This is a genomic window from Pseudomonas sp. B21-010 (assembly GCF_024749325.1).
Taxonomy (GTDB): Bacteria; Pseudomonadota; Gammaproteobacteria; order Pseudomonadales; family Pseudomonadaceae; genus Aquipseudomonas; species Aquipseudomonas kilonensis.
Genome location: NZ_CP087198.1, coordinates 3394655 through 3420252 on the forward strand (window position 1 = coordinate 3394655; position 25598 = coordinate 3420252).

Here is a 25598-nt window from a genome sequence, read left to right on the forward strand (position 1 = left end):
ATGACGTCAAGGACGCCTGAGACATGGACCCACGGGGCTGTCATGCTGGATGACGAGCACACCCGCTTCGCCCTCTGGGCCCCGGATGCATTTTTTGTCAGTGTCGAGCTCGACACTGGAGATTCAATACCGCTACTGCCCCAAGCCGACGGCTGGTTCATGATCCAGACCCGTTGCCCCGCCGGCACCCGCTACCGCTACAACATCGATGGCGAGCTGGAGGTGCCGGACCCGGCCTCGCGCGCCCAGGCCGGCGACATCGACCGCCACAGCGTGGTGGTCGACCCGCATGCCTACTCATGGCGACACACCCAATGGTCCGGCCGCCCCTGGCACGAAGCCGTAATCTACGAGTTGCACGTCGGCGCCCTGGGTGGTTTCGACGGCGTCGAACAGCATCTGGCACGCCTGGCCGGGCTGGGCATCACCGCCATCGAACTGATGCCACTGGCGCAGTTTCCCGGTGATCGCAACTGGGGCTACGACGGCGTCCTGCCCTACGCCCCCCAGGCCTCCTACGGCACGCCCGAACAGCTCAAGCATCTGATCGACAGCGCCCACGGCCATGGGCTGTCCGTCATCCTGGATGTGGTCTACAACCACTTCGGCCCCGACGGCAACTACCTGCACCGTTATGCCAAGGGCTTCTTCCGTGAGGACAAGCACACGCCCTGGGGCGCGGCGATTGATTTCCGCCGCCGCGAAGTGCGGGACTTCTTCATCGACAACGCGCTCATGTGGCTGCTGGAGTACCGTTTCGACGGCCTGCGCCTGGACGCGGTACACGCCATTGAAGACCCGGACTTTCTCCAGGAGCTGGCGACCCGGGTGCGCGAGCAGGTGGACCCGATCCGGCATGTCTGGCTGACCGTGGAAAACGAACACAACCAGGCCCACCTGCTGGAGCATGTCTACGACGCCCAGTGGAACGACGACGGGCACAATGCCCTGCACGTGCTGCTGACCGGTGAGACCGACGCCTACTACGCCGACTATGCCGAGCAGCCAACCGAACAACTGGCACGTTGCCTGAGCCAGGGCTTCGTCTTCCAGGGCCATCTCAATCGCCATGGCGAAGCCCGGGGCGAGCCCAGCAGTCACCTGCCGCCGAGCGCGTTCGTGCTGTTCCTGCAGAACCATGACCAGATCGGCAACCGTGCCTTGGGCGAACGCCTGCATCGGCTCGCCGCCCCCCAGGCCCTGCAGGCAGCGACTGTCTTGTTGCTGTTATCACCGATGATCCCGCTGCTGTTCATGGGCGATGAGGTGGCGGCCGAACAACCGTTCCTGTTCTTTACCAGCCACCACGGCGAGCTGGCAGAGCTGGTGCGCGAAGGCCGACGCAACGAATTCAAGGCCTTCAGTGCCTTTGCCGATCCGCAGCAGCGCGAACGAATTCCCGACCCCAACGCCGCCAGCACCTTCGAGGCTTCACGCCCAAGCCTGGAGTCGCGAGGCCCGGAGCAGCAGGCCAACGAGGCGCTGTATCGGCAACTGCTGAAAATCCGCCGTGAAGAGATCGTCCCGCGCCTGCCCGGTGCCCAGGCCCTGGGCACCGATGTGCTGGGCCATGGCGCCATCAGCGCACGCTGGCGGTTGGGCGATGGCAGCGTGTTGCGCATCGACTTCAACCTGAGCGATCAGCCCGTCGAACACGATGCCCCGGAAGAGGCACGCATTCTTTTCGAACATCCGCAGCAGGTCATGGGTCTGTTGCAACAGGGCGCCCTTGCGCCCTACAGCGCGCTGGTCAGTCTGACGCAGGCGACAACCTTGCCCAACATCACTGGAGAGCGCCTATGAGCGATGCGCAACTGGAAATCCTCGCCAGCCGAGCGGGCCTGGCGGTGGATTGGATCGACGCCAATGGCCGGGCCCAGAAAGTCTCGCCGGCGGTCTTGCGTTCGGTCCTCACCGGCCTGGGCCATCCGGCCGGCAGCGCCCAGGAAATCGACGCCAGCCTGCTGCAATTGCAGGAAGCTCAACAGAACCATCAATTGCCACCGCTGATCACCGCCGACGTCGGGGTCAGCCTGGACTTGAGCCGCTACTTCGAGGCCGGGACGCCCTGCGAAATCAAACTCGAAGATGGCGCGACACTGAACCTGAACCTTGATGCCGATGCCAAGCTGCCGGGGATGGTCCCGGTGGGTTATCAGCACATCAGCATCCGGGACCAACATTTCACCCTGGCCGTCGCGCCGGCCCGCTGCTACAGCGTGGCCGATGCGGTGGACGACCCGACGCCACGGGCCTGGGGCTTGAGCGCGCAACTGTATGCCCTGCGCCGCCCCGGTGACGGTGGCTTCGGTGACACCCAGGCCTTGGAGGAGCTGGCGCGGGTGGCCGGCGAGCGCGGCGCAGAGGCCGTTGCCATCAGCCCGATGCACGCGATGTTCAGCAGCGACACCGGGCGCTACAGCCCCTACTCACCGTCGAGCCGACTGTTCTTCAACAGCCTGTACGCCGCGCCGGGCACCATCCTCGGTGAACGCGCGCTGCGCACCGCCATCGACGCCACCGGCTTGACCAATCAGTTGCGCACCCTGGAAGAGCAGCCGCTGATCGACTGGCCGGTCGCCGCCCAGGCCAAGCAGAAAATCCTCCGCGCCCTGTACGACGGCTTCAGCCAGGGTGAGCATCCACTGCATGAGGACTTCAGCAGTTTCCGTCACACCAGCGGCGAAGCCCTGGAAAACCATTGCCGCTTCGAGGCCTTGCAGGCCGAACGCGCCGCCCGGGGTGAAAGCCTCGACTGGCGCCACTGGCCGGAAGAATGGCGCGATCCGCGCAGCCCCGCCCTGGCCCATTTCGCCGAGGAAAATGCCGATGAGATCGGCTTCTACGCTTTTTGCCAATGGCTGATTGCCCGCTGCCTGGAGCGCGCCCAGAGCGCAGCCCGATCCAGCGGCATGGGCATCGGCCTGATCGCCGACCTGGCGGTGGGTGCCGATGGCGGTGGCAGCCAGGCCTGGAGCCGGCAGGACGAACTGCTCGCCTCCCTGACCGTGGGCGCCCCGCCGGACATTCTCAACCGCTCCGGCCAAGGCTGGGGCATCTCGGCATTTTCCCCCGAAGGCCTGGTGCGCAACGGCTTTCGCGCCTTCATTGAAATGCTGCGGGCCAACTTCGCCCACGCCGGCGGCTTGCGCATCGATCATGTCATGGGCTTGCAACGGCTCTGGGTGATCCCTAACGACGCGCCCCCTTGCGATGGCGCCTACCTGTATTACCCGGTAGACGACCTGCTGCGCCTATTGGCGCTGGAATCCCATCGTCATCAGGCGATCGTGCTCGGCGAAGACCTCGGTACCGTGCCCGACGGCCTGCGGGACAAACTCATTGCCCGCTCGATCCTGGGCATGCGCGTGCTGTTGTTCGAACAGGACAACACCCACTTCAAGCCCATTCTCGACTGGCCGGACAATGCCCTGGCCACCACCAGCACCCATGATTTGCCAACGCTCAATGGCTGGTGGCACGGTCACGACATCGACTGGAACGCCCGGCTGGACCTGATCGATTCCCACACCGAAATGGACTGGCGCAAACACCGCGAGCGCGAACGCGAAGGCCTGCGTCACGTGCTGAACCAGGACCCGCAGAACTTTCGCGAAGAACACCGCGAGACCGACCAGGTGCTCGATGCCAGCGTGCGCTTCCTCGGTCACACCCGCGCGCCGCTGGTGTTGTTGCCGCTCGAAGACGCCCTGGGCATCGAGGAACAGGCCAACCTGCCGGGCACCATCGACACCCACCCCAATTGGCGCCGCCGCCTGGCCGGGCAAAGCCAGGCGTTACTGGATAACCCGGACGCTGCCCGGCGTCTGGAAATACTCGCCTGTGCCAGACTTCAGGCGAACGAGCGTGACCGATGAAACAGACGTTGATCCAACCCCTGCGGGCAACATTGCGCTTGCAGTTTCATAAAGGCTTCACCCTGGACGACGCCATCCCCCAGGTGCCGTACTTCGCTTCGCTGGGCATCAGCCACCTGTATGCCTCGCCGCTGCTCAAGGCCCGCGCCGGGTCCATGCACGGCTACGACGTCGTTGACCCTACCCTGGTCAACCCTGAACTGGGTGGCGAAGCTGCGCTCAAGCGCCTGGTCGCGACCTTGCGCGAGCATCGGATGGGCTTGATCCTCGACATCGTGTCCAATCACATGGCCGTCGGCGGCAACGACAACCCCTGGTGGCTGGACTTGCTGGAATGGGGCCGCCTGAGCCCCTACGGCGAGTTCTTCGACATCCAGTGGCACTCCCCCGACCCACTGATGGAAGGCCAATTGTTGCTGCCGTTCCTCGGCAGTGACTACGGCGTGGCGTTGCAGGAAGGCACCTTGCAACTGCACTTCGATGCCAGCCAAGGCAGCTTCTACGTCGAGCACTATGAGCACCGTTTCCCGATTTGTCCGATGCACTACGGCGAACTGCTCAAACCCACCGAAACCTTGCCCACCGAGCAAACCGAATCGCTCAAGGCCCTGGCCGAGCGCTTCACCACGCTGAATTACCAGACCGATGCCCACACCCTCGCCCGCCCGTTGCAAAAAGAGTTGCAGGAGCTGGCGGCTCAAGCAGGCATCCTCGCCGCCATCGAGGACAACCTGGGCGGCTACGACTCTACCGCCCCCGAAGGCTTCGAGCGCCTGCACCAACTGCTCGAGCGCCAGAGCTACCGGCTCGCCAGCTGGCGCACGGCGGCGGACGACATCAATTGGCGGCGCTTTTTCGATGTCAACGAACTGGGTGGGCTGCGGGTCGAGCGTCCGGCGGTCTTCGAGGCGACCCATGCCAAGATTTTCCAATTGATCGGCGAAGGCCTGGTGGACGGCCTGCGCATCGATCACATCGACGGCCTTGCCGACCCTCGCGGTTACTGCCGCAAATTGCGCAGACGGGTCGATTCGCTGTCGACGACCCGACACCTGCCGATTTTCGTCGAGAAGATTCTTGGCGATGGCGAGACCTTGCGGCGGGACTGGAGCATCGACGGCAGCACCGGTTACGAATTCATGAACCAGGTCTCGCTGCTCCAGCATGACCCGGCCGGCGCCGCCCCCCTCGCCGAATTCTGGAGCCGGCATAGCGAGCGGCCAGCGCACTTCATCGAAGAAGCCCGCCTGGCGCGCCAGCAGATCCTCAATGGCTCCCTGGCCGGAGACTTCGAAAGCGTCGCCCAGGCCCTGCTGCAAGTGGCCCGGGACGATGTGATGACCCGCGACCTGACCCTCGGCGCAATTCGACGAGCCTTGCAGGAACTGATCGTGCATTTCCCGGTGTATCGCACCTACATCACGCCTCTGGGGCGCTCGGCCGAAGACGAGGTGTTCTTCAACCAGGCCCTGGAAGGCGCCCGGCAAACCCTCAGCGAAGCCGACTGGCCGGTGCTCGATTGCCTGGCCGGCTGGCTCGGTGGGATGCCCTGGCGGCAACGTCCGCGCGGCAACCAGCGTAAACGCCTGCGCCATGCCTGCGTGCGTTTCCAGCAACTGACCTCGCCGGCCGCCGCAAAAGCGGTGGAGGACACCGCGCTCTATCGCTCGGCGGTGCTGTTGTCACGCAATGACGTGGGCTATGACACCGAGCGCTTCAGCGCCCCGCCTCAGGTGTTCCACCACGCCGGCCTCGAGCGGCTCGAGCATTTTCCCGACAACCTGATCACCACCGCCACCCACGACCACAAGCGCGGCGAAGACACCCGCGCCAGGTTGGCGGTGCTCAGCGAACGCGCCGATTGGTACAGCGCCTGCGTGGAGCAATGGCGCATTCTTTCGCCTTCGCTGCACAGTGACCCGGCGGCGCCCTCGGCCGGTGATGAACTGATTCTGTACCAGGCCTTGCTCGGCAGCTGGCCGCTGGACCTCGACCTCCAGGACCACAAGGCCCTGGCCGCATACAACGAGCGCCTGTGGCAATGGCAACGCAAGGCCCTGCGGGAAGCCAAGCTGCAAAGCAGTTGGGCGGCGGTCAACGACGCTTATGAACAAGCCACCCAGATGTTCCTCGAACGGTTACTGCTGGGCGATGAGGGGTTGCCCTTGCGCAGCGCCATCGCCGAGGCGGTCCAGGCCATCGCCCCGGCGGGCGCCCTCAACAGTCTGGCGCAAACTTTGCTGCGCATGACCGTACCCGGCGTACCGGACCTGTACCAAGGCAACGAGTTCTGGGATTTCAGCCTGGTGGACCCGGATAACCGTCGCCCGGTGGATTTCCAGGCACGCCGCGAGGCGTTAGGGGCCGACAGCACGCCAGCCGCGTTGATACGCGATTGGCGTGACGGCCGAGTCAAACAGGCATTGATCGCCAGGACACTGGCCGTGCGAGCCGAGTATCCGCTGCTATGGCGCCAGGGTCGCTACCAGCCGCTGGAAGTGCTCGGCGAACAAGCCGAGCGAGTATTGGCCTTCATGCGTGAAGACTCGCAACAACGGGCGATCATTGTTGTACCTGTCCATGCGGCGCCGTTGCTGGAAAACAGTGCCGTGCCGCTGGTGGCTGCGTCGGATTGGGGCGATACCCGTGTGTCGTTACCGTTCGCCGCCGGGGATGAAAAACTGAAGGGACTTTTTTCAAGCGCAGCAGTCACACCCCAAGGGGAGCTGCTGATCAGCACCGCGCTGGGGAATTTCCCGGTCAATGTCTTTATCCAACCTTGAGTTGAATCAGGAGCACTGCGATGAGTACCGACGATAAACGCATTCGCGAATTCGCCTATCAGATCTGGGAGTCCGAGGGTAAGCCCGCCGGGCAGGAGAAACGCCACTGGGAGATGGCGCGCAAACTGGCCGAAGCCGAAGCGCTGGCGCCGAGCAAGCCACCCAAGGCGGCGAGCAAATCAGCGGCCAGCAAAACCGATGGCGCCAAGCCTGCTGCCACCAAGAGCACCACGGCCAAGACCGCCGCAAAGAGCACGACCCCCAAGGCCAAATCGGCGGCCAAACCTTCTGCAGCGGTAGTGCCACCGGCCAGCAAAGCAGCCGACAAGAAGCCCCGGGCACCGCGCAAGCCGCCGGCGGCTTGATTCATCCTATCGGTCTCCTCGTCAGGTGGGAGCAACGCCTGCTCGCGAAACAGGCGCCTCGATTTCTGCAGGCGCGCATCGCTTCATCGCGGGCAAGCCTTGCTCCCCTAGAGAAGCAACTTTGTCCCACATAGCGGGGCGGTGCGACGTTTCGCTAAATCCCCTCGCCACAAGTGAAGGGTGGAGCCACCCACCCCAAGTGAACCGTATCGCTGAATCTGTCTGTCTTTTGCAGGAGCAACTATGACCCGTCCAAAAAAAAACACGCCGCCGCCCGTGATCGAGGCTTCGCGGATTCGTGAAGGGCTGCCTTTTCCACTGGGTGCAACCTGGGATGGCCTCGGGGTCAATTTCGCGCTGTTTTCAGCCAATGCCACCAAGGTCGAACTGTGCATTTTCGACGATGCCGGCGAAGTCGAACTCGAACGCATCGAACTGCCGGAGTACACCGACGAGATTTACCACGGTTATCTGCCGGATGCCCACCCGGGCATGATCTATGGCTACCGGGTCTACGGCCCATACGACCCGGCGAACGGCCACCGTTTCAATCCGAACAAGCTGCTGATCGACCCGTATGCCAAGCAACTGGTCGGCCAATTGAAGTGGTCCGAAGCCCTCTTCGGCTACACCATCGGCCATCCCGATGGCGACCTCAGTTTCGATGAGCGCGACAGCGCCCCGTTCGTCCCCAAGTGCAAAGTCATCGACCCTGCACACACCTGGGGCCACGACCATCGCGTCAGCGTCCCCTGGGACAAGACCATCCTGTATGAGACCCACGTGCGCGGCCTCACCATGCGTCACCCTTCGGTGCCCGAGAACCTGCGCGGTACGTTCGCCGGGCTGATGGTCGATGATGTGCTGGAGCATATCCGCAAGCTGGGTGTCTCTTCGGTGGAACTGCTGCCCATCCATGCCTTCGTCAATGACCAGCACCTGCTGCACAAAGGCATGACCAACTACTGGGGTTACAACAGCATCGCCTTCTTTGCCCCGGACCCACGCTACCTGGCCAGCGGCAAGATCGCCGAGTTCAAGGAAATGGTTGCCCACCTGCACGAGGCCAACCTGGAAGTCATCCTCGACGTGGTCTACAACCACACCGCCGAAGGCAACGAACAGGGCCCCACCCTGTCCATGCGCGGCATCGATAACGCCTCGTACTACCGGCTGATGCCCGACGACAAACGCTACTACATCAACGATTCCGGCACCGGTAATACCCTGGACCTGAGCCATCCTTGCGTTCTGCAAATGGTCACCGACTCCTTGCGCTATTGGGCCACGGAGATGCACGTCGATGGCTTCCGCTTCGACCTGGCGACCATTCTGGGCCGTTACCATGACGGCTTCGACGAGCGCCACAGCTTCCTCGTGGCCTGCCGCCAGGACCCGGTGCTGCGCCAGGTGAAAATGATCGCCGAGCCTTGGGACTGCGGCCCCGGGGGCTACCAGGTGGGACGCTTCCCGCCGGGCTGGGTCGAGTGGAACGACAAGTTCCGCGACACGGTGCGGGCCTTCTGGAAGGGCGACGACGGCCAGCTAGCCGATTTCGCCAGTCGAATGACGGCCTCGGGCGAGATGTTCAACCAGCGTGGCCGGCGTCCGTACGCCTCAGTGAACTTCGTCACCGCACATGACGGTTTCACCTTGCATGACCTGGTGTCGTACAACGACAAGCACAACGAGGCCAACGACGAGAACAACCAGGACGGCAGCAATAACAACCTGTCCTGGAACCATGGCGTCGAAGGGCCGACGGACGATCCAGAGATCAACGCGCTGCGTCATCGGCAGATGCGCAACTTCTTCGCCACCCTGCTACTGGCCCAAGGCACGCCGATGATCGTCGCCGGCGACGAATTTGCCCGTACCCAGCACGGCAATAACAACGCCTATTGCCAGGACAGCGAGATCGGCTGGGTCAATTGGAACCTGAGCGAGGATGGCGCGACGCTGCTCAAGTTCGTCAAGCGCCTGATCAAGTTGCGCCTGACCTATCCGATCCTGCGACGCGGACGGTTCCTGGTGGGTAACTACAACGAGGACATCGGCGTCAAGGACGTGACCTGGCTGGCCCCGGACGGCAGCGAAATGACCATTGAGCAATGGCAGGACAGCCATGGTCGCTGCCTCGGCATGCTGATGGACGGCCGCGCCCAGGAGACCGGCATTCGACGCAAGGCCGGCGATGCGACGCTGCTGCTGGTGGTCAACGCCCACCATGACATCGTCAACTTCCGCTTGCCGGAAGTCCCAGAGGGCAGTTTCTGGACCTGCATGGTCGACACCAACCAGCCGACCGTTCGTGGACAAGAGCGCTTCGATTTCGATTCCGAATACTCCGTCACCGGGCGCTCGCTGCTGCTGTTTGAGCTGCAACGCGAAGAAGAGGAATGAAGTACCGGTTGTAAACAGCCAGAGAAACCGCAAGGACGCGGTTTTTCGATGCATACAGCCCAGTTTGAAGAAAAAAATGCAGTTCAGACACACATCTCGCAAGACGAATCGGCCGCCATGGTCAATACTTCACATGCGGTAGTCTCCAGGATTCGGAGCGCTGTGAATCGCAGCCATACCCACGCGGGCGTCATCGGACAGTAGGCCCGGTAGATGGCTGAAAGATTGAATACACACAAGGATGTCTCTCATGAAACCCGCCTCTCGCTTGCCCGGCCGGCAGCATCCGCAAATCTGGAACAGTGCTGCGCAACTGGCCGATATCCCGATTATCAGTACCCAGACGCTCATTCCCGCCGGCGCCCGCGCGGTCGTCCTCTCCCCGCATCCGGGCGATGAGATCGGCGCCTGTGGCGGATTGCTGCAGTTGCTGAACAACCTGGATCAACCCATGTTGCTGATCTCGGTCTCCGATGGAGCCCTGATCCATCCCGGTTCACCGTTGTGGACCGATGAGCGCCTGCGTACACACCGCCCTCACCCGCAGGAAAGCGTGGACGCCCTGCATCGCCTGGGCATAGCAGCCCATGGCCTGCAATGGGTGCGCGGCGGCTTCCCGGAAAAGGCCCTGGCCGAACACGAGGCCGAGCTCACCGAATTTATTGCACGTCACCTGCGCCCCGGTGACGTGGTGTTCAGCACCTGGCGCCAGGATGGCGACAGCGACCACGAGACCGTCGGGCGCGCCGGGGCCTTGGCCGCCGACAGGATCGGGGTGACATTCAACGAACTACCGGTGTGGGCCTGGCACTGGCCGGTCCGCGAGCAAAACAAGATCCCCTGGCACCGGGCCCGCAAACTGCGCCTGGATGTCTGGACTACCGCCCGCAAGCGTCACGCCATGTACGCGTACGTCAGCCAACTCAACGGCGAACCGGCGAGCGGCATCGCCCCGCTGGTACCCCGGGTGATCCTGGATCGGATGGGTATGCCGTATGAGATTGTCTTCATCTGAACACGTGCCTGTGATGGCGCTGGTTCAGATACACCGCTTTCGCGAGCAAGCTCGCTCCCACAGGAGTTGTTGCATACCCCGCAAATCCAATGTGGGAGCGAGCTTGCTCGCGATAGCGATCGACAAGGACATGAAAAATCCGGAACTGCCGACGCCTTGGGTCAGTCGCATGAACAGGTGCGTCTGATTCAGGAGGGAACGTGACTCAAGATCCCGATTGGCGGGCCGTCGAACCAAGGCCATCGGAGCTGCCTGCGGCGGTTCATCGGTTGCGGATCCTGACGGTCAATACCCACAAGGGTTTCACCGCCCTCAACCGTCGCTTCATCCTGCCTGAATTGCGCGAAGCGGTGCGCAGTACCGGTGCCGACCTGGTGTTCCTGCAAGAGGTGCTGGGCGAACATGACCGACACGCATCACGCTACGACAACTGGCCCCGGACATCCCAGTACGAATTCCTCGCCGACAGCATGTGGAGCGACTTCGCCTATGGCCGCAATGCGGTCTACCCCGATGGCCACCATGGCAACGCCCTGCTCTCCAAATACCCGATCCGCCAGTTCCGCAATCTCGACGTGTCCATCACCGGTCCGGAGCGGCGCGGGTTGTTGCACTGTGTACTGGATGTGCCCGGGCACGCCGCTGTCCACGGGATCTGCGTGCACTTGAGTCTTCTGGAAAGCCATCGCCAATTACAGCTCAAACTGCTCTGCCAGCTGCTCGATTCACTGCCCGAGGACGAGCCGGTGATCATCGCCGGCGACTTCAACGACTGGCAGCTGCGTGGCAACCTCGCCCTCGCCCGCCGTGGCTATCTGCATGAAGCCTTCGAGCACCACCACGGTCGCCCCGCCAGGACCTATCCGGCCCGCTTCCCGCTGTTGCGCCTGGACCGCATTTACCTGCGCAACGCCAGCAGCCACGCCCCGCAAATCCTGGGCAACAAACCCTGGACACACCTGAGCGATCACCTGCCGCTTTCGGTGGAAGTGCATTTGTAGGGTAGGCCTCTGCAGCGCGTTCTACGCGCGGACCTGTAAGTTCTGACAGTAGCGACGCTGGTTTTTCATTGCTAGGGTGCCATCCCATACAGCGAGCGTTGCCAGGCCCTGTGTGCCATCTGTTGTGCAACCGATGCTGAAACCGGTGTCCACGGGGATGCCGATGCAGAGGGATAGCACATGATTCGGCACGATAAAGGATTCAATCGGCTGTTCAACGCTGTGTGGATATCAGCCCCCTTCCTGTTACCCGTCCCGGCCGCCATGGCCGCTTGCACGCTGACGCCAACCGCTGGCGATGACGCTTATGTCTGCGACAGCGGCACCAGCCCCGGGCTGACGGACCTTTCGGGTAACAACAGCCTGACAATGCCCGCCAACGGCAGTGGCGTCATTAGCGGCGACGTCACATTCGGTACCGGCGTCGACCGCATCGTGATCAATGCCAACGGCGTGATTGACGGTGATGTCCAGCAAGGCTCCGGCGTGGACGCCTTCATCATGAATGGCGGCAGGATCCTGTCCCTGGCACAAGGTGACGGTCTCGATACGTTCCTGATGACCGGCGGCACCATCGTCGACGCGTTCGAAGACGGCGACGTTGCGAAGATGACCGGGGGCACTATCGGCCGGGTCGACATGAAACTCGATGACAACGTTTTCGATATGTCCGGTGGAAATATCATCGGCAACCTGGTGACCGGTTTCGGCCAGGACACCATCATCCTCTCCGCAGGCCGCATCGGCGGCAATGTCAGCGTCAGCGGCGGCAATGACAGCATTACCGTCAGCGGTGGCGAAATCATCGGCGAGGTCCGGGCCAGTGCCGGCGATGACCAGTTGCAGTGGAGCGGCGGCCTCATTCATTCGGCCATTTTGATGGGCGACGGCAACGACACGGCGCTGTTGAGCAACCTCGATGAAAGCCTGCTCGCCACCACGCCCAGCCTGAACGGAGGGTTGGGCCAGGACGTCCTGACCTTTGCAGGCAGCACCTCCAGCACTGGTGCCCGTTACCTCAATTGGGAAGCAATCAACCTCACTCGAGGCTCGCAACTGGACCTTGACGACACGCTGACCTTGGGTGACAGCGCCACCGGCACCGGGACGCTCAACATCGAAAGCGGCAGCACGTTGACGGCGACCCAAGGCGTCATCGCCCCTTTTACTGCCGGTCAGTTGGCGACACTCAACAACGCCGGCACGATAGACCTTACCCAGGGCAACACCCGCACCAACGACACCCTCACTGTCCAGGGCAACTACGTCGGTAACAACGGCCAGTTGCACCTGCAAACAGTACTCGGCGCCGACGACTCCCCCAGCGACAAGCTGGTGGTCAATGGCGGGACGCTTACCGGCAACACCGCCATCTTGGTCACGAACCTGGGCGGCACGGGCGCACAGACGGCTCAGGATGGCATCGAAGTGGTCCAGGCCCAAGGGGGCGCGGTCAGTGATAGCGGCGCCTTTTCGCTGGCACAATCGGTCTCCGCCGGGGCATTTGATTATCGCTTGTTCAAGGGCGGCGTAACCGGCAATAAAGACAACTGGTACCTGCGCTCCACCGTGGTCGCCGGACCGGTTCCAGCCCCCGTGCCAACGCTGCCGCCCTTGCCAACGGCGGTGCCCGGCGCGGCGCCTATCCCGTTGTATCGCCCGGAAGTGCCGACCTGGTCGGTATTGCCCCCGGCAGCGGCACAACTGACCCTGATGGCCCTGGGCACGTTCCATGACCGCCAGGGCGACCAGCGCCTGCTCACCGAAAACGGCGCGTTCGGCGCGGGCTGGGGCCGGGTCTATGGCAAGGACCTGGATCAAACCTGGGCCGGCACGGTGACGCCGCGGTTCGATGGATCGATCAAGGGTTTCCAGGTGGGCAATGACCTGTACAGCTCGCCGCTGGCCAATGGGCAGACCCAGCGCATCGGTTTCTTCGTCGGCCATACCGAATTGAACGGCAACGTCGATGGCTTCAACCTGGGTTTCAAAGGCCGACGCGCCGGCAAGATAGAACTCGACGGCGACAGCTACGGACTCTACTGGACGCTCACCGATCCCACTGGTGGCTACGTCGACGCCGTGGTGATGGGCACGCGACTGGACGGCGACAACCGCTCCGAGCGTGGGCTGAAAATCGACAATCGCGGGCACGCCCTGACCCTGTCGGCGGAAGCCGGTTACCCCTTCGCCGTGGCCACCGACTGGGTCCTGGAACCCCAGGTGCAGATCATCCACCAGAAGGTCTCCCTGGACACGCAAGACGACGGGGTCTCCAGGGTCGAGTTCGACTCCGACGGTGCCTGGACCGGCCGTCTCGGCGCCCGCCTGAAGGGCCGCTACCAGGTCAGCGGCATGCCCGTGGAACCGTACCTGCGCGCCAACCTCTGGCACACGTTTTCCGGCACCGATACGGTGACGTTCGACGACACTGAACGGGTCGAGACCCAACAGCGCGCGTCCACCGGCGACCTGGGCGTGGGTGTCATCGTGAGCCTGGCGCCCGCAGTCAGCATGTACGCCGCAGCGGACTACAGCAGCAATCTCGACAGCCATCAGCAACGCAGTGTGGCGGGTAATCTTGGCGTGCGGTTCAGCTGGTAGACAGGTTCCGCGACGATGATTTGACGCCTAAATATGCGTCTAAATAACCAATTGAAATCAGTGTTTTATTGACACTGATTTCATCTTGCCATTCATCGTTCATTTTCTTGACGCACTGCCATCGGTCTTCTTGACTACACCGTACTACCCCCGGAAATACAGTCAGGGGCAGGCCTCTGGAACCCGCCAAGACGGGCCGCCAGAGGCTTGCCTCAATCCATTCGGTCGCCCCTCATTCGGGGTAGGAGAGACGCCAAAAAGCGAGAAACGCATGCGATTGCAAGGCAGGCCCCCATGAAAACGTCCCTCCGGCCACAAGAGATCTCCAGCGCTACCTTCCACACCCTCTCCACTTCGTTGCTACTGCTCTCATCCATGGAGGTACAGGCCTGGCCTGCCGAGGAGGCAGCGCAGCCCTGGTATGGCGCAGCGCAGTCCAGCAACCGCAATACCGCAGCCATCGGCAGCGACCCCGTTGCCGGCAAGAGCCCTGCCCTGTTCACATTGCGAAACGACAGCGGCCATACCCAGCGCATGGGCCTGATCAGTGGACAAAACCAGATCATTTCTACGGGCAGCGGCCTGCTGGTGACGCCTGCGATGGCCGAACCGGGCAAAGATGCCCTGAACCTGAAAGGCTCGAGCCTCGGCGCCTATTGGAGCCTGACCGGACCAGCTGGCTGGCACGTGGACCTGAGCGCCAGCGGCGGCCGGGTCAATGGCTACAGCCGCACCGAACAAGGCCAGCGCCAGGCCACCGAAGGCAATGCGGTGACGCTGTCGGTCGAAGGCGGCTTTGCGATTGGCATCGGGACCCACTGGGTCGTCGAACCCCAGGCCCAACTGATCAACCAACGCATCACCCTCGATACACCGAATGCCGAGAACGGCACCGGCAATGAACTGAGCAGCTGGAGCGGCCGCGTCGGTGCACGACTCAAAGGCAATTACCGAGTCAACAGCCTCGGCATGGAGCCCTATGTGCGAACCAACCTGTGGCACACCGTCCAGAACGCCGATACGTTGTCCCTGGATAAGGTCGACAAGATCAGCAGCAGCCGAAAATCCTCCACCGTCGAAGTCGGCCTGGGCCTGGTGGCCCGGGTCACACCGGCAGTAAGCCTGTATGTCAGCGCCGATTACAGCAGTGACGTCGACGACAACGACCTAAACGGGATCATTACCAGCATGGGGGTGCGGATGCGCTGGTGAGTTATCGATATCCAATCGCCGATTGACCTGTAGGAGCTGTCGAGCGAAGCGAGGCTGCGATCTTTTGATCTTCGCTTGAGATTCAAGCGCCTGGGAAAAGATCGCAGCCTCGCTTCGCTCGACAGCTCCTACAACGTAGCCCGGCGCAAGCAATCTGCCGCCACTTAAAAAACACCTCCATTAAGGCGTATAACGCTAAAAGCGATTCATACCTGCAAGCCGTCTGCCCCTGGCTCATTTCATTGATGGAGTAACGACATGACCACCGACCCCTTCCTCGCCAACCTTTTCCCCAGCGCCGCCGACATCCCGCAGGCCTACCGCCTCGAAGGCCGGATCGAACAGCGCGAATACCTGGTCGACGGCGTCCTGGAAACCTGGCAAGGGCCACTGGCCGTCGTCCGCAGCCCCGTTTACCTGGCGGGTGAGCTGGGCGATGAACAAGTGATTCTCGGCAGCACGCCACTGCTGGATGCCGAGACCGCCCTCACCGCCCTGGACGCTGCCGTGCGGGCTTACGATCGCGGCCAGGGCCAGTGGCCCACGATGCGCGTCGCCGAGCGCATCCGCCATGTGGAAACCTTCCTGGCACGCATGCGCGAGCAACGCGAGGCCGTGGTCAAGTTGCTGATGTGGGAAATCGGCAAGAACCTCAAGGATTCCCAGAAGGAGTTCGACCGCACCTGCGACTACATCGTCGACACCATCAACGCCCTCAAGGAACTGGACCGCCGCTCCAGCCGCTTCGAGCTGGAACAGGACACCCTCGGGCAGATCCGCCGCGTGCCCCTGGGCGTGGCCTTGTGCATGGGCCCCTACAACTACCCGCTGAACGAAACCTTCACCACGCTGATCCCGGCCTTGATCATGGGCAACACCGTGGTGTTCAAGCCAGCCAAGCTCGGCGTCCTGCTGGTGCGGCCGTTGCTCGAAGCCTTCCGCGACAGCTTCCCGGCGGGCGTGATCAACGTAATCTACGGCAGCGGCCGCGAAACTGTCAGCGCGCTGATGGCCAGCGGCAAGATCGACATATTCGCCTTTATCGGCACCAACAAAGCGGCCAGTGACCTGAAGAAGCTCCACCCGCGGCCACACCGCTTGCGTGCCGCCCTGGGGCTGGATGCGAAGAACCCCGGGCTGGTGCTGCCGGACGTCGACCTGGACAACGCGGTCAACGAGGCGCTGACCGGCTCGCTGTCATTCAACGGCCAGCGCTGCACGGCGCTGAAAATCCTGTTTGTCCATGAGGATGTGGCGCCGGCGTTCATCGAGAAGTTCAATGCCAGGCTCGCCACCCTGAAACCCGGCATGCCCTGGGAAGACGGTGTGGCGCTGACGCCGTTGCCCGAAGCGAGCAAGGTCGATTACTTGCATTCGCTGGTCGCCGATGCACTCGCCAAGGGTGCAGAAGTGAAGAATGCCCATGGCGGCGAATCGCGCAGCTCGTTTTTCTACCCTGCGGTGCTGTACCCGGTAAACACGGCAATGCGGGTCTACCATGAGGAACAGTTCGGTCCGGTCGTGCCCATCGTGCCGTACCGCGACCTCAATACCGTAATCGATTACGTACTGGAGTCCGACTTCGGCCAGCAACTCAGCATTTTCGGCACCAACCCGGCACAAGTCGGCAAACTGGTGGACACCTTCGCCAACCAGGTCGGACGCATCAACATCAACGCCCAGTGCCAACGTGGCCCGGACACGTTCCCGTTCAATGGCCGGAAGAATTCGGCCGAGGGCACCTTGTCGGTCCACGATGCGCTGCGCACCTTTTCCATTCGCACGCTGGTGGCGACCAAGTTCCAGGACAGCAACAAGGCGTTGATCAGCGACATTATCCGTGAGCGGGATTCCAACTTCCTGACCACGGACTACATCTTCTGATCCACGCCCGAACGTTGGACTACGACAGGGCTGGGCGCCGCGACTTGATGCCCCAGCCCTGTTGCATGCCGGCAGCCGCCAGCAGGATTGCCGCCACGCCCAACCATTGCAGCGGCTCCAGGCGATGGCCAAAGGCGAACCAGTCGACGAAGATCGCCGCGATCGGGTAGATGAACGACAGCGCACCGGTCAATGCAGTCGGCAAGCGTTGTATGGCGCCGTACAGCAACACGTACATCACGCCGGTGTGCACCATGCCCAGGGTCAGCAGGCTGGCCCAGGCTTCGGTTTGCTGCGGCAACGCCGAGAAGTTCGCCCAGGGCGCCAGCAGCAACACGCCAGTGCTGACCTGGATCAGCGCGATCAGATGAGGCGGCGTGCCGGTCAGGCGCTTGATGATCAACGCCGCGATGGCGTACAGCAACGCAGCCCCCAGCGCCAAGGCAATGCCCAGCAAATAGTCGCCGCCGCTCTGCCCTTGCTCACCATGGGCACTGACGATGGCCAGCATTCCGAGAAACGAAACCGCCAGCCAGAACAGTTTCTGCGCGGTGATTTTTTCCCCCAGGAACAACGCCGCCAGCCCCACCAACATGAACGGCTGGACGTTGTACACCGCCGTGCCGATGGCAATCGAGGCGCGGGAATAAGAGGCAAACAACAGTACCCAGTTGCCGACGATCGCCACACCGCTGAGTACCGCCAGCAGGAACGTGGTACGGGTGAGAATGCCGGGGCGCAAAAAGCCGAAACCGGCGCAGATCAGCAGCAAGGTCGCGGCACCGAACACGCAGCGCCAGAACACCACATCCAGCACCGGCAGGCCGGAAACCAGCACGAACCAACCAATGGTTCCGGAGATCAGCATGGCGGCAGTCATTTCCAGCGAACCGCGGCGTAAGGTCTTGTCCATCTTCAGGCTCCTTCAGCAAGTGGGCACAGTATGCCGAGCGGACCGGGGTCTTCTCCATGGCTTGAAAAAGGCTAAACTGCGATTCGACCTTTTTTATCAAGGCAACTTCACACATTCGCCTAATGGAGTTGATATGACTGACGATATTGATCAGATCCTCATCAGTGCCCTGATGGAGGATTCCCGACGCTCCCTCAAGGCCCTGGCAAACCTCAGTGGCTTGTCCTCCCCCAGTGTCGCCGAGCGCCTTCGCCGGCTCGAGGAGCGTGGCGTGCTCAGGGGCTACACCGTCGAGGTGGACCCCAAGTGCTTTGGCTATCAACTCCAGGCCATCGTGCGTATCCGCCCGCTGCCGGGGCAGTTGCAGGAAGTGGAGCGGCAGATCCAGGCCATCGCGCAATTCACCGAATGCGACAAGGTGACCGGCGACGACTGCTTCATCGCCCGCCTGCACGTGCGCTCGATGGAACAGCTGGATACCTTGCTGGACAAACTCAATGTCCATGCCGAGACCAATACAGCCATCGTCAAGAAGACGCCCGTCAAGCGACGGTTGCCGCCGATGGCTTAGGCGTCTGCCTGGTTCGAGCGAACGCATTGCCCTGTGAGAGCGAGCCTGCTCGCGATGGCGGCGGGTCAGTCACCGCGTGGATGTGCCGGCCTCTTCGCGAGCAAGCTCGCTCCCACAGGAGGTCCGCCCTCGGCGCTTGTCCGAGGCCGGGACACGCTACTTGACGTCTTCCAGTTCAGGGCTGCGCTGTACTTTGAACACCTCTTGTTCAGGCGCATTGCTCGCCTTCATCAGGTTAAGGACCTTTACGTTGGCGCAAGCATTCTTGCCGTCGGCATAGATTCCGCTGAGGTTGCATTTCCATTCATAGAAGTTCGCCAGGGCGCCGGACAATTGCAGGCTGTAGTCCGTGCTCCGGGTGCCCGGCGAAAACGGCTGTCCGGCCGGGATGTTCTGGAACCATTTCATCCATTCCTCGCCTCCCACCGGTGGCGGGTTGGCTTGGAAGGTCGGATTCATCGGCGCCAGTTGCTGGTATTCAGCGGTCATATGGCAACTCAGGCAGGAGGCCTGGGGGTTGTCCACGGGGCCGTTGAGGCGGCCGTTCCAGCCCAGGTGGGTCGGTGGCAGCTCCTTGGCGTTGGCATTGATCGCGGTCTGTTTCAGCGCCGGGTTGATCTTGGTTTCAGTCGGCGTCGGGTTGGTGAACGCGTTACCGTTCTCCTTCGGATCGTTCCCCCACATGATTCCCACTGGCACCAGGTTGTCCCAACCCGATTTACCGGTCATCGCACCGTTGTACTGAAAGGTGCCGAACAACCAGCCGGTGTCTTTGACGCGCGTGTCCCGAACAGCGATGTCCATCTGAATCAACGCGACTTTGGTGATGGCTCGCTTGGTTGAGTAGAAGTCCTTGGCGGTGTAGGCACTCCAAAGTACCGGATTGACCAGCGAGGGCACCGTATTGATATCGATGTCTGCGAACAACGCCTTGCACACCACCGTGCCATTGGGAAACCCCTTTGGTTGCGAGGTGTAGCTCGGGTCAGGGTTCTGTGGGTCCTTCCAAACCTGGCCGATGGTGTACGCACCTATATCGTTATAGATGCCGACCGCATAGGTCTGGCCATTCCCGGTTTGGGTACTCGCCAACTGTTTGGGCTGGATCGGCGCCTCTTTGGTCAACCCGTGAATAGCTTCACGACCGTTGGGGCCATAGTGCTGCCAAGGCATGTGATACCACTGGCGAACCTTGTTTTTCTGCACGTTCCAGCCGACTTCCGTATTGCCCTCCAGGCAGTAGTTCTTCACCTCGTTCATATAAGTGCGCCAGCTTTCAAAATCATTGCTGAAATTGGCGGGCAACTGCTTGAAAAACGACGGCATCGAAGACGGGCCCGGCGCCACGGTGGGGTAGTCCTGACTGAGTCGGAAAAATGGGGAGGGATACGAACTCTTGGGAGGCGCGAAGCCGTAATCAGGGAACGTCCCGGCCTGGGCGCCGGCCATGGACAACGCGCCTGTCAGGGCCAGTAGTGCAGCGATCTTTCCTTGGGGATGGTTCATCGATATCTCCTTATAGGGAGACGCCTGCCGTCCCAGCGAAGGGTCGAGCGATGCGCAGGGCCTCCTTCTGTTATCAGGCGGTGGCACGATGCCAGACCTGCTCACGGTCCACGCTCAGCGATGTGACGCACCTCCTTGGCGCCCGCCAAGTGGGCACGGTCAGGCCTGGCTCTGGCAGCCGGGTGGGAACGTTATCGAGGGAGTGTGGCGAAGATTTCGCGCGGCGATCGACCGATCAACCGCATGCCGACCTTGGCAATGCAATCCCTTGCCTTAGGTGTAGATCATTTATCCAAAGGTGCCATCATGTTTCAGGCTTTTTGCCGGCCATTGGCCACACCCCGGCGATGATCAGCAAAAAAGGGCTTGTCCCCGGCAATACGATCCGAGGCCTTGGGCCCATTGGCCGCCTGGCCGTCCTGGCCATCGACGTACCAGTAGCAGTGCTGCACCGCACGCGTGATACCCACATACGCCAGGCGCAGGATTTCGTCCTTTTGCGCCGAGTCGTAAGGTTCGGCATCACCATCCTGGCTTAGCCCGGCCATTCGATAGACCTGGTTCTTGTAGGGTGAACTGCTCAGGTGCTGGCAGTCGCCCAGCAGGAACACCGCATCGGCCTGGAGCCCCTTGGCACTGTGATAAGTCATTTGCCTGAGCCGCCGTGCCTCGTACGGCAAGCTAGAATCAACATTAACCGTTGACTGAATATACTTTTCTATCAATAGTTTATCGCTGCTTTTTCGATACAACATCAAGATCGAATCGCCCTTGCGATAGTGCTCATCCAGTCGCCGCGCCAGCCCTTCGTCGTCTCGATCCAACACATTGACCGGGCTCAGCGAGCGAGACACGCCACTGGCCTTGGCCTTTTTACCTGGGATAGCCGCAGCGGCGCGAACAATATGCTCGGCCGCATCGATGATGTGTTGGTGGCTGCGGTAGTTGTCAGTGAGCATGACCCGGGTCGTCGTCGGCGACGGGAATTGCTTGTTGAATGCCATGAAATAGCTCGGTGAACTGCCGCGCCAGCCATAGATCGATTGCCAGTCGTCCCCAACACATAACAATGAAGAGCGGTGGGCGCCGCGCCCCACGTGCATCGCGGGACCACGGCTGCGTATTTCCCGAAGACTGGCGCGCAGCCAGGAGACGATCTGCGGTGACACGTCCTGGAATTCGTCGACCATCAGGTGCGAAAGCGGCCTGAGCAACGCATCCCCCAGCAACTTGAAATTTTCCGGCGAGTGCTCGCTGAACAGCGCAAACATGCGGTTGTAGGTCATGACCGGCGGCGATTGGTCGAGCAGATGGTCTTCGAATGCCCGCCAGTAGCGACTCAGCGCCTCGAAGAAATACCGATCGGGGTCATCCTGGGCAAAGGACATCCGACCCACGGCATCCGGGACGTCCAGGCCCAGGTTCTCGATAAAGCCTGCCGCCGCGACAAAACAGTCCAGCAAAGGCGCTGAGCCCAGCTCGCCCTTGACCTTGTAGTCGAACCCAGGCCCGGCGCTGGCATCGCCGGCCATTGACGCTAATACACGCTTGGATGCCTCATAACTTTCCAGCCATATCAGTGGCTTACGACAGAAAGCTTGAAACAGGGTTCGCTTTACCGCCCATTCCGCACGGATACTCAACTTGGCGCCCGGACGACTGAGCCGGGCATCTTCCCGTGGATCGAACCCCAGTATCACCCAGGCATCCAGGGAAGGCGCGTAGCCATGGCAGTGGAACGTCGAACCATTGATTTCGAACGTTTGTCGTTTCGGCTCGATACCCTTGATCGGCCAGGCACCGGCGCGAAACCAAAGGTCTTCGATGGCATCGCACAATTCTTCGTCGCGCTGGGCTGCCAGCTCGGTCACGGCGACGCGCTTCTGCACATCCGGGTGATCGCGCTCCAGCTCCTTGAGCTGCAGCGCGTGGCGGGACAACGGCAGGATCAGCTCACGGAAACGCCCGTCACGCTGGTAAAGGTTGTAATAGCAGGCGTTGAGTTGCTGGCGCTGGGCGTCGTTGATGCGCAAATCAAAGGGATTGCCCTGGGCATCATCGTCACCCGCTTCGGCGCGATGGCTCAGGGTCTCGAACGCGTGGAGCCGTTCGAACCCCGGCAGGCTGCGGACCATGGGCAAGATGCGCGAATGGAATGTCCGCACCAGGTCACGGGCTTCCTTGAGGCTGACGGTACGCCCCCACAGGGCAAACACTTCGATCAGTTTCTGGATGAAGTCCTTGCGCGACTCCCGGGTAAACGTCACCACGGTCATCGAGTCCAGTTCGAAACCCAGGTAATGGGACAACAGCACAATGCGCAACACCAGGGTGGTGGACTTGCCCGCCCCGGCCCCGGCGACCACCGAGGTCGAGGGCGTGTCGCTGAAAATCATCTTCCATTGCGCGGCGCTCGGTTGTGCATGCGCCGGTAGCAATCGGGCAACATCTGCCTTGATGCGTTTCTTCAACTCGGCGGTCAGCGGCAGGCGCCAGTCATCGAACAGCAGATCATCGACCTGCGGCGCCGGATGTTCCGTGCTGCGTGAATCACGGATCAACAGGACCTGACGACCCTCCTCAAGCCCTTCGGCCCGGCCTTCCTTGTAGCCATAGTCAAAACCGGCGGTATGACCGCTGCGGAAACCGTCGGCCTGGCCATGCAACCAGGAGGCACGATGTTGGGCGCGCAGGCGTGTCAGGCCATGGCCGAAGAACCGGGCGGCCAGGCGCTTGAACAGCGGCATCTGGGCCAGGGATAAAAGCTCGGGGGGAAGATCAGGAGTGTGTTGCGCCACGCTGGGGACTCCGGTGGTCATGAAACATGACGGCTATGGTGTCTGTATTTGCCGCCAGGTTCCACCCAAAAGCTTTTAAGTCATGAGTTTAGGCGATGAAGTGAAAGTTGGCTCGCGGTTTTATATCTAAATAGACGATAGCTTTGACGCGTTTTTTACGCTTTTTATCGATGTTTTCATTGGCGAAAATAGCCCATCAACCATCGCTTTCGCTGCTCAGCGGAAAAGGACACGAACATGCTCGAACTCAGGCCCTTCGCCACCTTGGGCGCCGCCAACCACGGCTGGTTGGATGCCCACCACCATTTTTCGTTCGCCGAGTATTACGACCCACAGCGCATGAACTGGGGTAACTTGCGGGTCTGGAACGACGATGTCATCGCCCCTGGCAGCGGTTTTCCCCAACACCCGCACCGGGACATGGAAATCATCACCTATGTGCGCGAAGGCGCGATCAGCCATCAGGACAACCTGGGTAACAAGGGCCGCACGGAGGCCGGTGATGTACAGGTCATGAGCGCCGGCACCGGGATTGCCCATAGCGAATACAACCTGGAATCGACAGCCACCCGCATCTTCCAGATATGGATCATCCCCAACGAAGAAGGCCTGGCACCGTCATGGGGCGCCAAGCCGTTTCCCAAGGACTCGCGCGAAGGCTTCGTGACGTTGGCCAGCGGCAAGGCCGGCGATGACCAGAGCCTGCGCATTCGCGCCGACGCACGTCTGGTAGCGGCCAATCTCAAGGCGGGTGAAAGTGCGGAGTATCGACTGGACGCCGCACGTCGAGCTTATCTTGTGCCGGCCACAGGATTGATAGAAATCAATGGTTTGCGCGCACAAGCTCGAGACGGTGTTGCGATTGAAGATGAAGGGATATTGCGGGTAACCGCCATTGAAGACAGCGAAATCGTGCTCGTCGACCTGGCCTGAACCCTGCGACGCTAGCAGCACTGTGGCTCTTGTGGCTAGGGAGCTTGCTCCCTAGCCACAAGTTCACATCACTTGCACTTGCATCACTTGCTGGTGATAGCCCCATCCACCAACGTTTGCGCCTCAGCCACCAATTGCTTGAGGTGCGCGTCGCCAATGAAGCTTTCGGCGTAGATCTTGTAGATATCCTCGGTCCCGGACGGGCGTGCCGCAAACCAGCCGTTTTCGGTCATGACCTTCAGGCCGCCAATGGCCTGGTCATTGCCCGGCGCATGACTGAGGATGTTCTGGATCTTCTCCCCGGCCAGTTCGGTGGAGGCCACCTGATCGGGCGACAGCTTGCTCAACAGCGCCTTCTGTTGCGGGCTGGCCTTGGCATCGACGCGTACCGAGAACGGTTCGCCCAGCTCGTCAGTCAACGCGCGGTAGGCCTGGCTCGGGTCGCGACCGGTGCGCGCCGTCATTTCAGCTGCCAACAGCGCCGGGATCAAGCCGTCCTTGTCGGTACTCCAGACGCCGCCGTCCTTGCGCAGGAACGAAGCACCGGCACTTTCTTCACCACCAAAGCCCAGGGAACCATCGAACAGGCCGTCGGCAAACCACTTGAAGCCCACCGGCACTTCATAAAGACGGCGACCCAGGCGCTTGGCCACACGATCGATCAGGCCACTGCTGACCACAGTCTTGCCAACGGCGGCATCGGCGCGCCATTGCGGGCGATTCTGGAACAGATAGTCGATGGAGACCGCCAGGTAGTTGTTCGGCGCCAACAGGCCACCGGACGGCGTCACGATGCCATGGCGGTCATGGTCCGGGTCGCAGGCAAAGGCCACGTCGAAACGCTCCTTCAGGCCAATCAACCCTTGCATCGCATGGCTGGAGGACGGGTCCATGCGGATCTGCCCGTCCCAGTCGACGGTCATGAAACGGAAGGTGGAATCCACGTGGGTGTTCACCACTTCCAGGTCCAGGCGGTAATGCTCGGCAATGGCCGGCCAGTAGCGCACGCCTGCGCCGCCCAACGGATCGACGCCCAAATGCAGCCCAGCGGCGCGGATGGCATCGAAATCGATGACATTGACCAGGTCCGCCACGTAGGTGTTGACGTAGTCGTGACGGTGGGTGGTGTCGGCCTTCAGGGCTTGCTCGTAGCTGACGCGCTTGACGCCGGCGAGCTGGTTGGCCAGCAGTTCGTTGGCCTTGGCTTCGATCCATTTGGTGATGTGGGTATCAGCCGGGCCACCGTTGGTAGGGTTGTACTTGTAGCCGCCACTTTGCGGTGGGTTGTGGGACGGCGTGATGACGATACCGTCCGCCAGGCCCGAGGTGCGGCCACGGTTGTAGCAGAGAATGGCGTGGGAAATCGCCGGTGTCGGGGTGTATTCATCGCCCTCGGCGATCATCACGGTAACACCGTTGGCCGCGAATACTTCCAGCGCGCTGGCACCCGCCGGGGTCGACAGCGCGTGGGTGTCGATACCGACGAACAGTGGCCCGTTGATGCCCTGGGCTTCGCGATACAGGCAGATCGCCTGGCTGATGGCCAACACGTGCCACTCGTTGAAGCCCAGGTCGAAGGAGCTGCCACGGTGCCCGGAGGTGCCAAAGGCCACGCGCTGGGTCGCAACCGAGGCATCGGGTCGGCCGGTGTAGTAGGCCGTCACCAGTCGCGGGATATCGATCAACAACTCTGCCGGTGCCGGCTTGCCCGCAAATGGACTGACTGTCATGC

Annotated in this window: 16 protein-coding genes; 12 read left to right on the forward strand and 4 right to left on the reverse strand. The window is 61.9% G+C overall.

Annotated features, from left to right (window positions below; all coding sequences use genetic code 11):
- The 10 genes from treZ (at position 1) to LOY50_RS14910 (ending at position 17145) form a co-directional block, all read left to right on the forward strand.
- On the forward strand, positions 1 to 1803 hold the full coding sequence (treZ, locus tag LOY50_RS14865) for a malto-oligosyltrehalose trehalohydrolase (RefSeq protein WP_253475049.1): 1803 nt from the start codon (positions 1 to 3) through the stop codon (positions 1801 to 1803).
- A complete protein-coding gene (gene malQ, locus LOY50_RS14870; protein WP_258688131.1) occupies positions 1800 to 3878 on the forward strand; it encodes a 4-alpha-glucanotransferase in 2079 nt (692 codons plus the stop codon). Before treZ ends, malQ begins: the two co-directional genes overlap by 4 nt.
- Entirely contained in the window at positions 3875 to 6661 is a 2787-nt protein-coding gene (locus tag LOY50_RS14875) for a malto-oligosyltrehalose synthase (protein WP_258688135.1), read from the forward strand. The genes malQ and LOY50_RS14875 overlap by 4 nt, the downstream gene beginning before the upstream one ends.
- A gap of 20 nt (positions 6662 to 6681) precedes the next feature.
- On the forward strand, positions 6682 to 7026 hold the full coding sequence (locus LOY50_RS14880) for a DUF2934 domain-containing protein (RefSeq protein WP_253475056.1): 345 nt from the start codon (positions 6682 to 6684) through the stop codon (positions 7024 to 7026).
- A gap of 243 nt (positions 7027 to 7269) precedes the next feature.
- On the forward strand, positions 7270 to 9429 hold the full coding sequence (gene glgX / locus LOY50_RS14885) for a glycogen debranching protein GlgX (protein ID WP_253475059.1): 2160 nt from the start codon (positions 7270 to 7272) through the stop codon (positions 9427 to 9429).
- Between the two features lie 250 nt (positions 9430 to 9679).
- Positions 9680 to 10444 carry a PIG-L deacetylase family protein gene (locus LOY50_RS14890; protein WP_258688136.1) on the forward strand — a complete coding sequence of 255 codons (765 nt, stop codon included), beginning with the start codon at positions 9680 to 9682 and terminating at the stop codon, positions 10442 to 10444.
- A gap of 200 nt (positions 10445 to 10644) precedes the next feature.
- Positions 10645 to 11445 carry an endonuclease/exonuclease/phosphatase family protein gene (locus LOY50_RS14895; RefSeq protein WP_253475065.1) on the forward strand — a complete coding sequence of 267 codons (801 nt, stop codon included), beginning with the start codon at positions 10645 to 10647 and terminating at the stop codon, positions 11443 to 11445.
- Between the two features lie 180 nt (positions 11446 to 11625).
- Entirely contained in the window at positions 11626 to 14049 is a 2424-nt protein-coding gene (locus LOY50_RS14900; protein ID WP_258688138.1) for an autotransporter outer membrane beta-barrel domain-containing protein, read from the forward strand.
- A gap of 294 nt (positions 14050 to 14343) precedes the next feature.
- Positions 14344 to 15261, forward strand: a complete 918-nt coding sequence (locus tag LOY50_RS14905) for an autotransporter outer membrane beta-barrel domain-containing protein (RefSeq protein WP_258688139.1) — start codon at positions 14344 to 14346, stop codon at positions 15259 to 15261.
- Positions 15262 to 15519: 258 nt separating this feature from the next.
- Positions 15520 to 17145, forward strand: a complete 1626-nt coding sequence (locus tag LOY50_RS14910) for an NADP-dependent glyceraldehyde-3-phosphate dehydrogenase (RefSeq protein ID WP_253475074.1) — start codon at positions 15520 to 15522, stop codon at positions 17143 to 17145.
- A gap of 19 nt (positions 17146 to 17164) precedes the next feature.
- Here LOY50_RS14910 and LOY50_RS14915 read toward each other — a convergent pair whose 3' ends face one another.
- Entirely contained in the window at positions 17165 to 18058 is an 894-nt protein-coding gene (locus LOY50_RS14915; RefSeq protein WP_253475077.1) for a DMT family transporter, read from the reverse strand.
- A 133-nt stretch (positions 18059 to 18191) separates the two neighbouring features.
- On the opposite strand from LOY50_RS14915, the gene LOY50_RS14920 reads away from it, so the two are divergent.
- On the forward strand, positions 18192 to 18629 hold the full coding sequence (locus LOY50_RS14920; RefSeq protein ID WP_018601377.1) for an Lrp/AsnC family transcriptional regulator: 438 nt from the start codon (positions 18192 to 18194) through the stop codon (positions 18627 to 18629).
- Positions 18630 to 18785: 156 nt separating this feature from the next.
- Here LOY50_RS14920 and LOY50_RS14925 read toward each other — a convergent pair whose 3' ends face one another.
- Together LOY50_RS14925 and LOY50_RS14930 are read right to left on the reverse strand one after the other, a co-directional pair.
- Positions 18786 to 20135, reverse strand: a complete 1350-nt coding sequence (locus LOY50_RS14925) for a hypothetical protein (RefSeq protein WP_258688141.1) — start codon at positions 20133 to 20135, stop codon at positions 18786 to 18788.
- A 311-nt stretch (positions 20136 to 20446) separates the two neighbouring features.
- Positions 20447 to 22933 (reverse strand): UvrD-helicase domain-containing protein, encoded by a 2487-nt coding sequence (locus LOY50_RS14930; protein WP_258688143.1) that lies wholly within the window; start codon positions 22931 to 22933, stop codon positions 20447 to 20449.
- Between the two features lie 237 nt (positions 22934 to 23170).
- Between LOY50_RS14930 and LOY50_RS14935 the strand changes: the two genes are divergently transcribed.
- Positions 23171 to 23866, forward strand: coding sequence for a pirin family protein (locus LOY50_RS14935; protein WP_053180015.1), 696 nt, complete (start codon positions 23171 to 23173; stop codon positions 23864 to 23866).
- Positions 23867 to 23949: 83 nt separating this feature from the next.
- On the opposite strand, the gene pgm is transcribed toward LOY50_RS14935, so the two are convergent.
- Positions 23950 to 25596: a phosphoglucomutase (alpha-D-glucose-1,6-bisphosphate-dependent) gene (gene pgm, locus LOY50_RS14940; protein WP_258688146.1), complete on the reverse strand. Its 1647-nt coding sequence runs from the start codon at positions 25594 to 25596 to the stop codon at positions 23950 to 23952.
- Between the last annotated feature and the right edge of the window lie 2 nt (positions 25597 to 25598).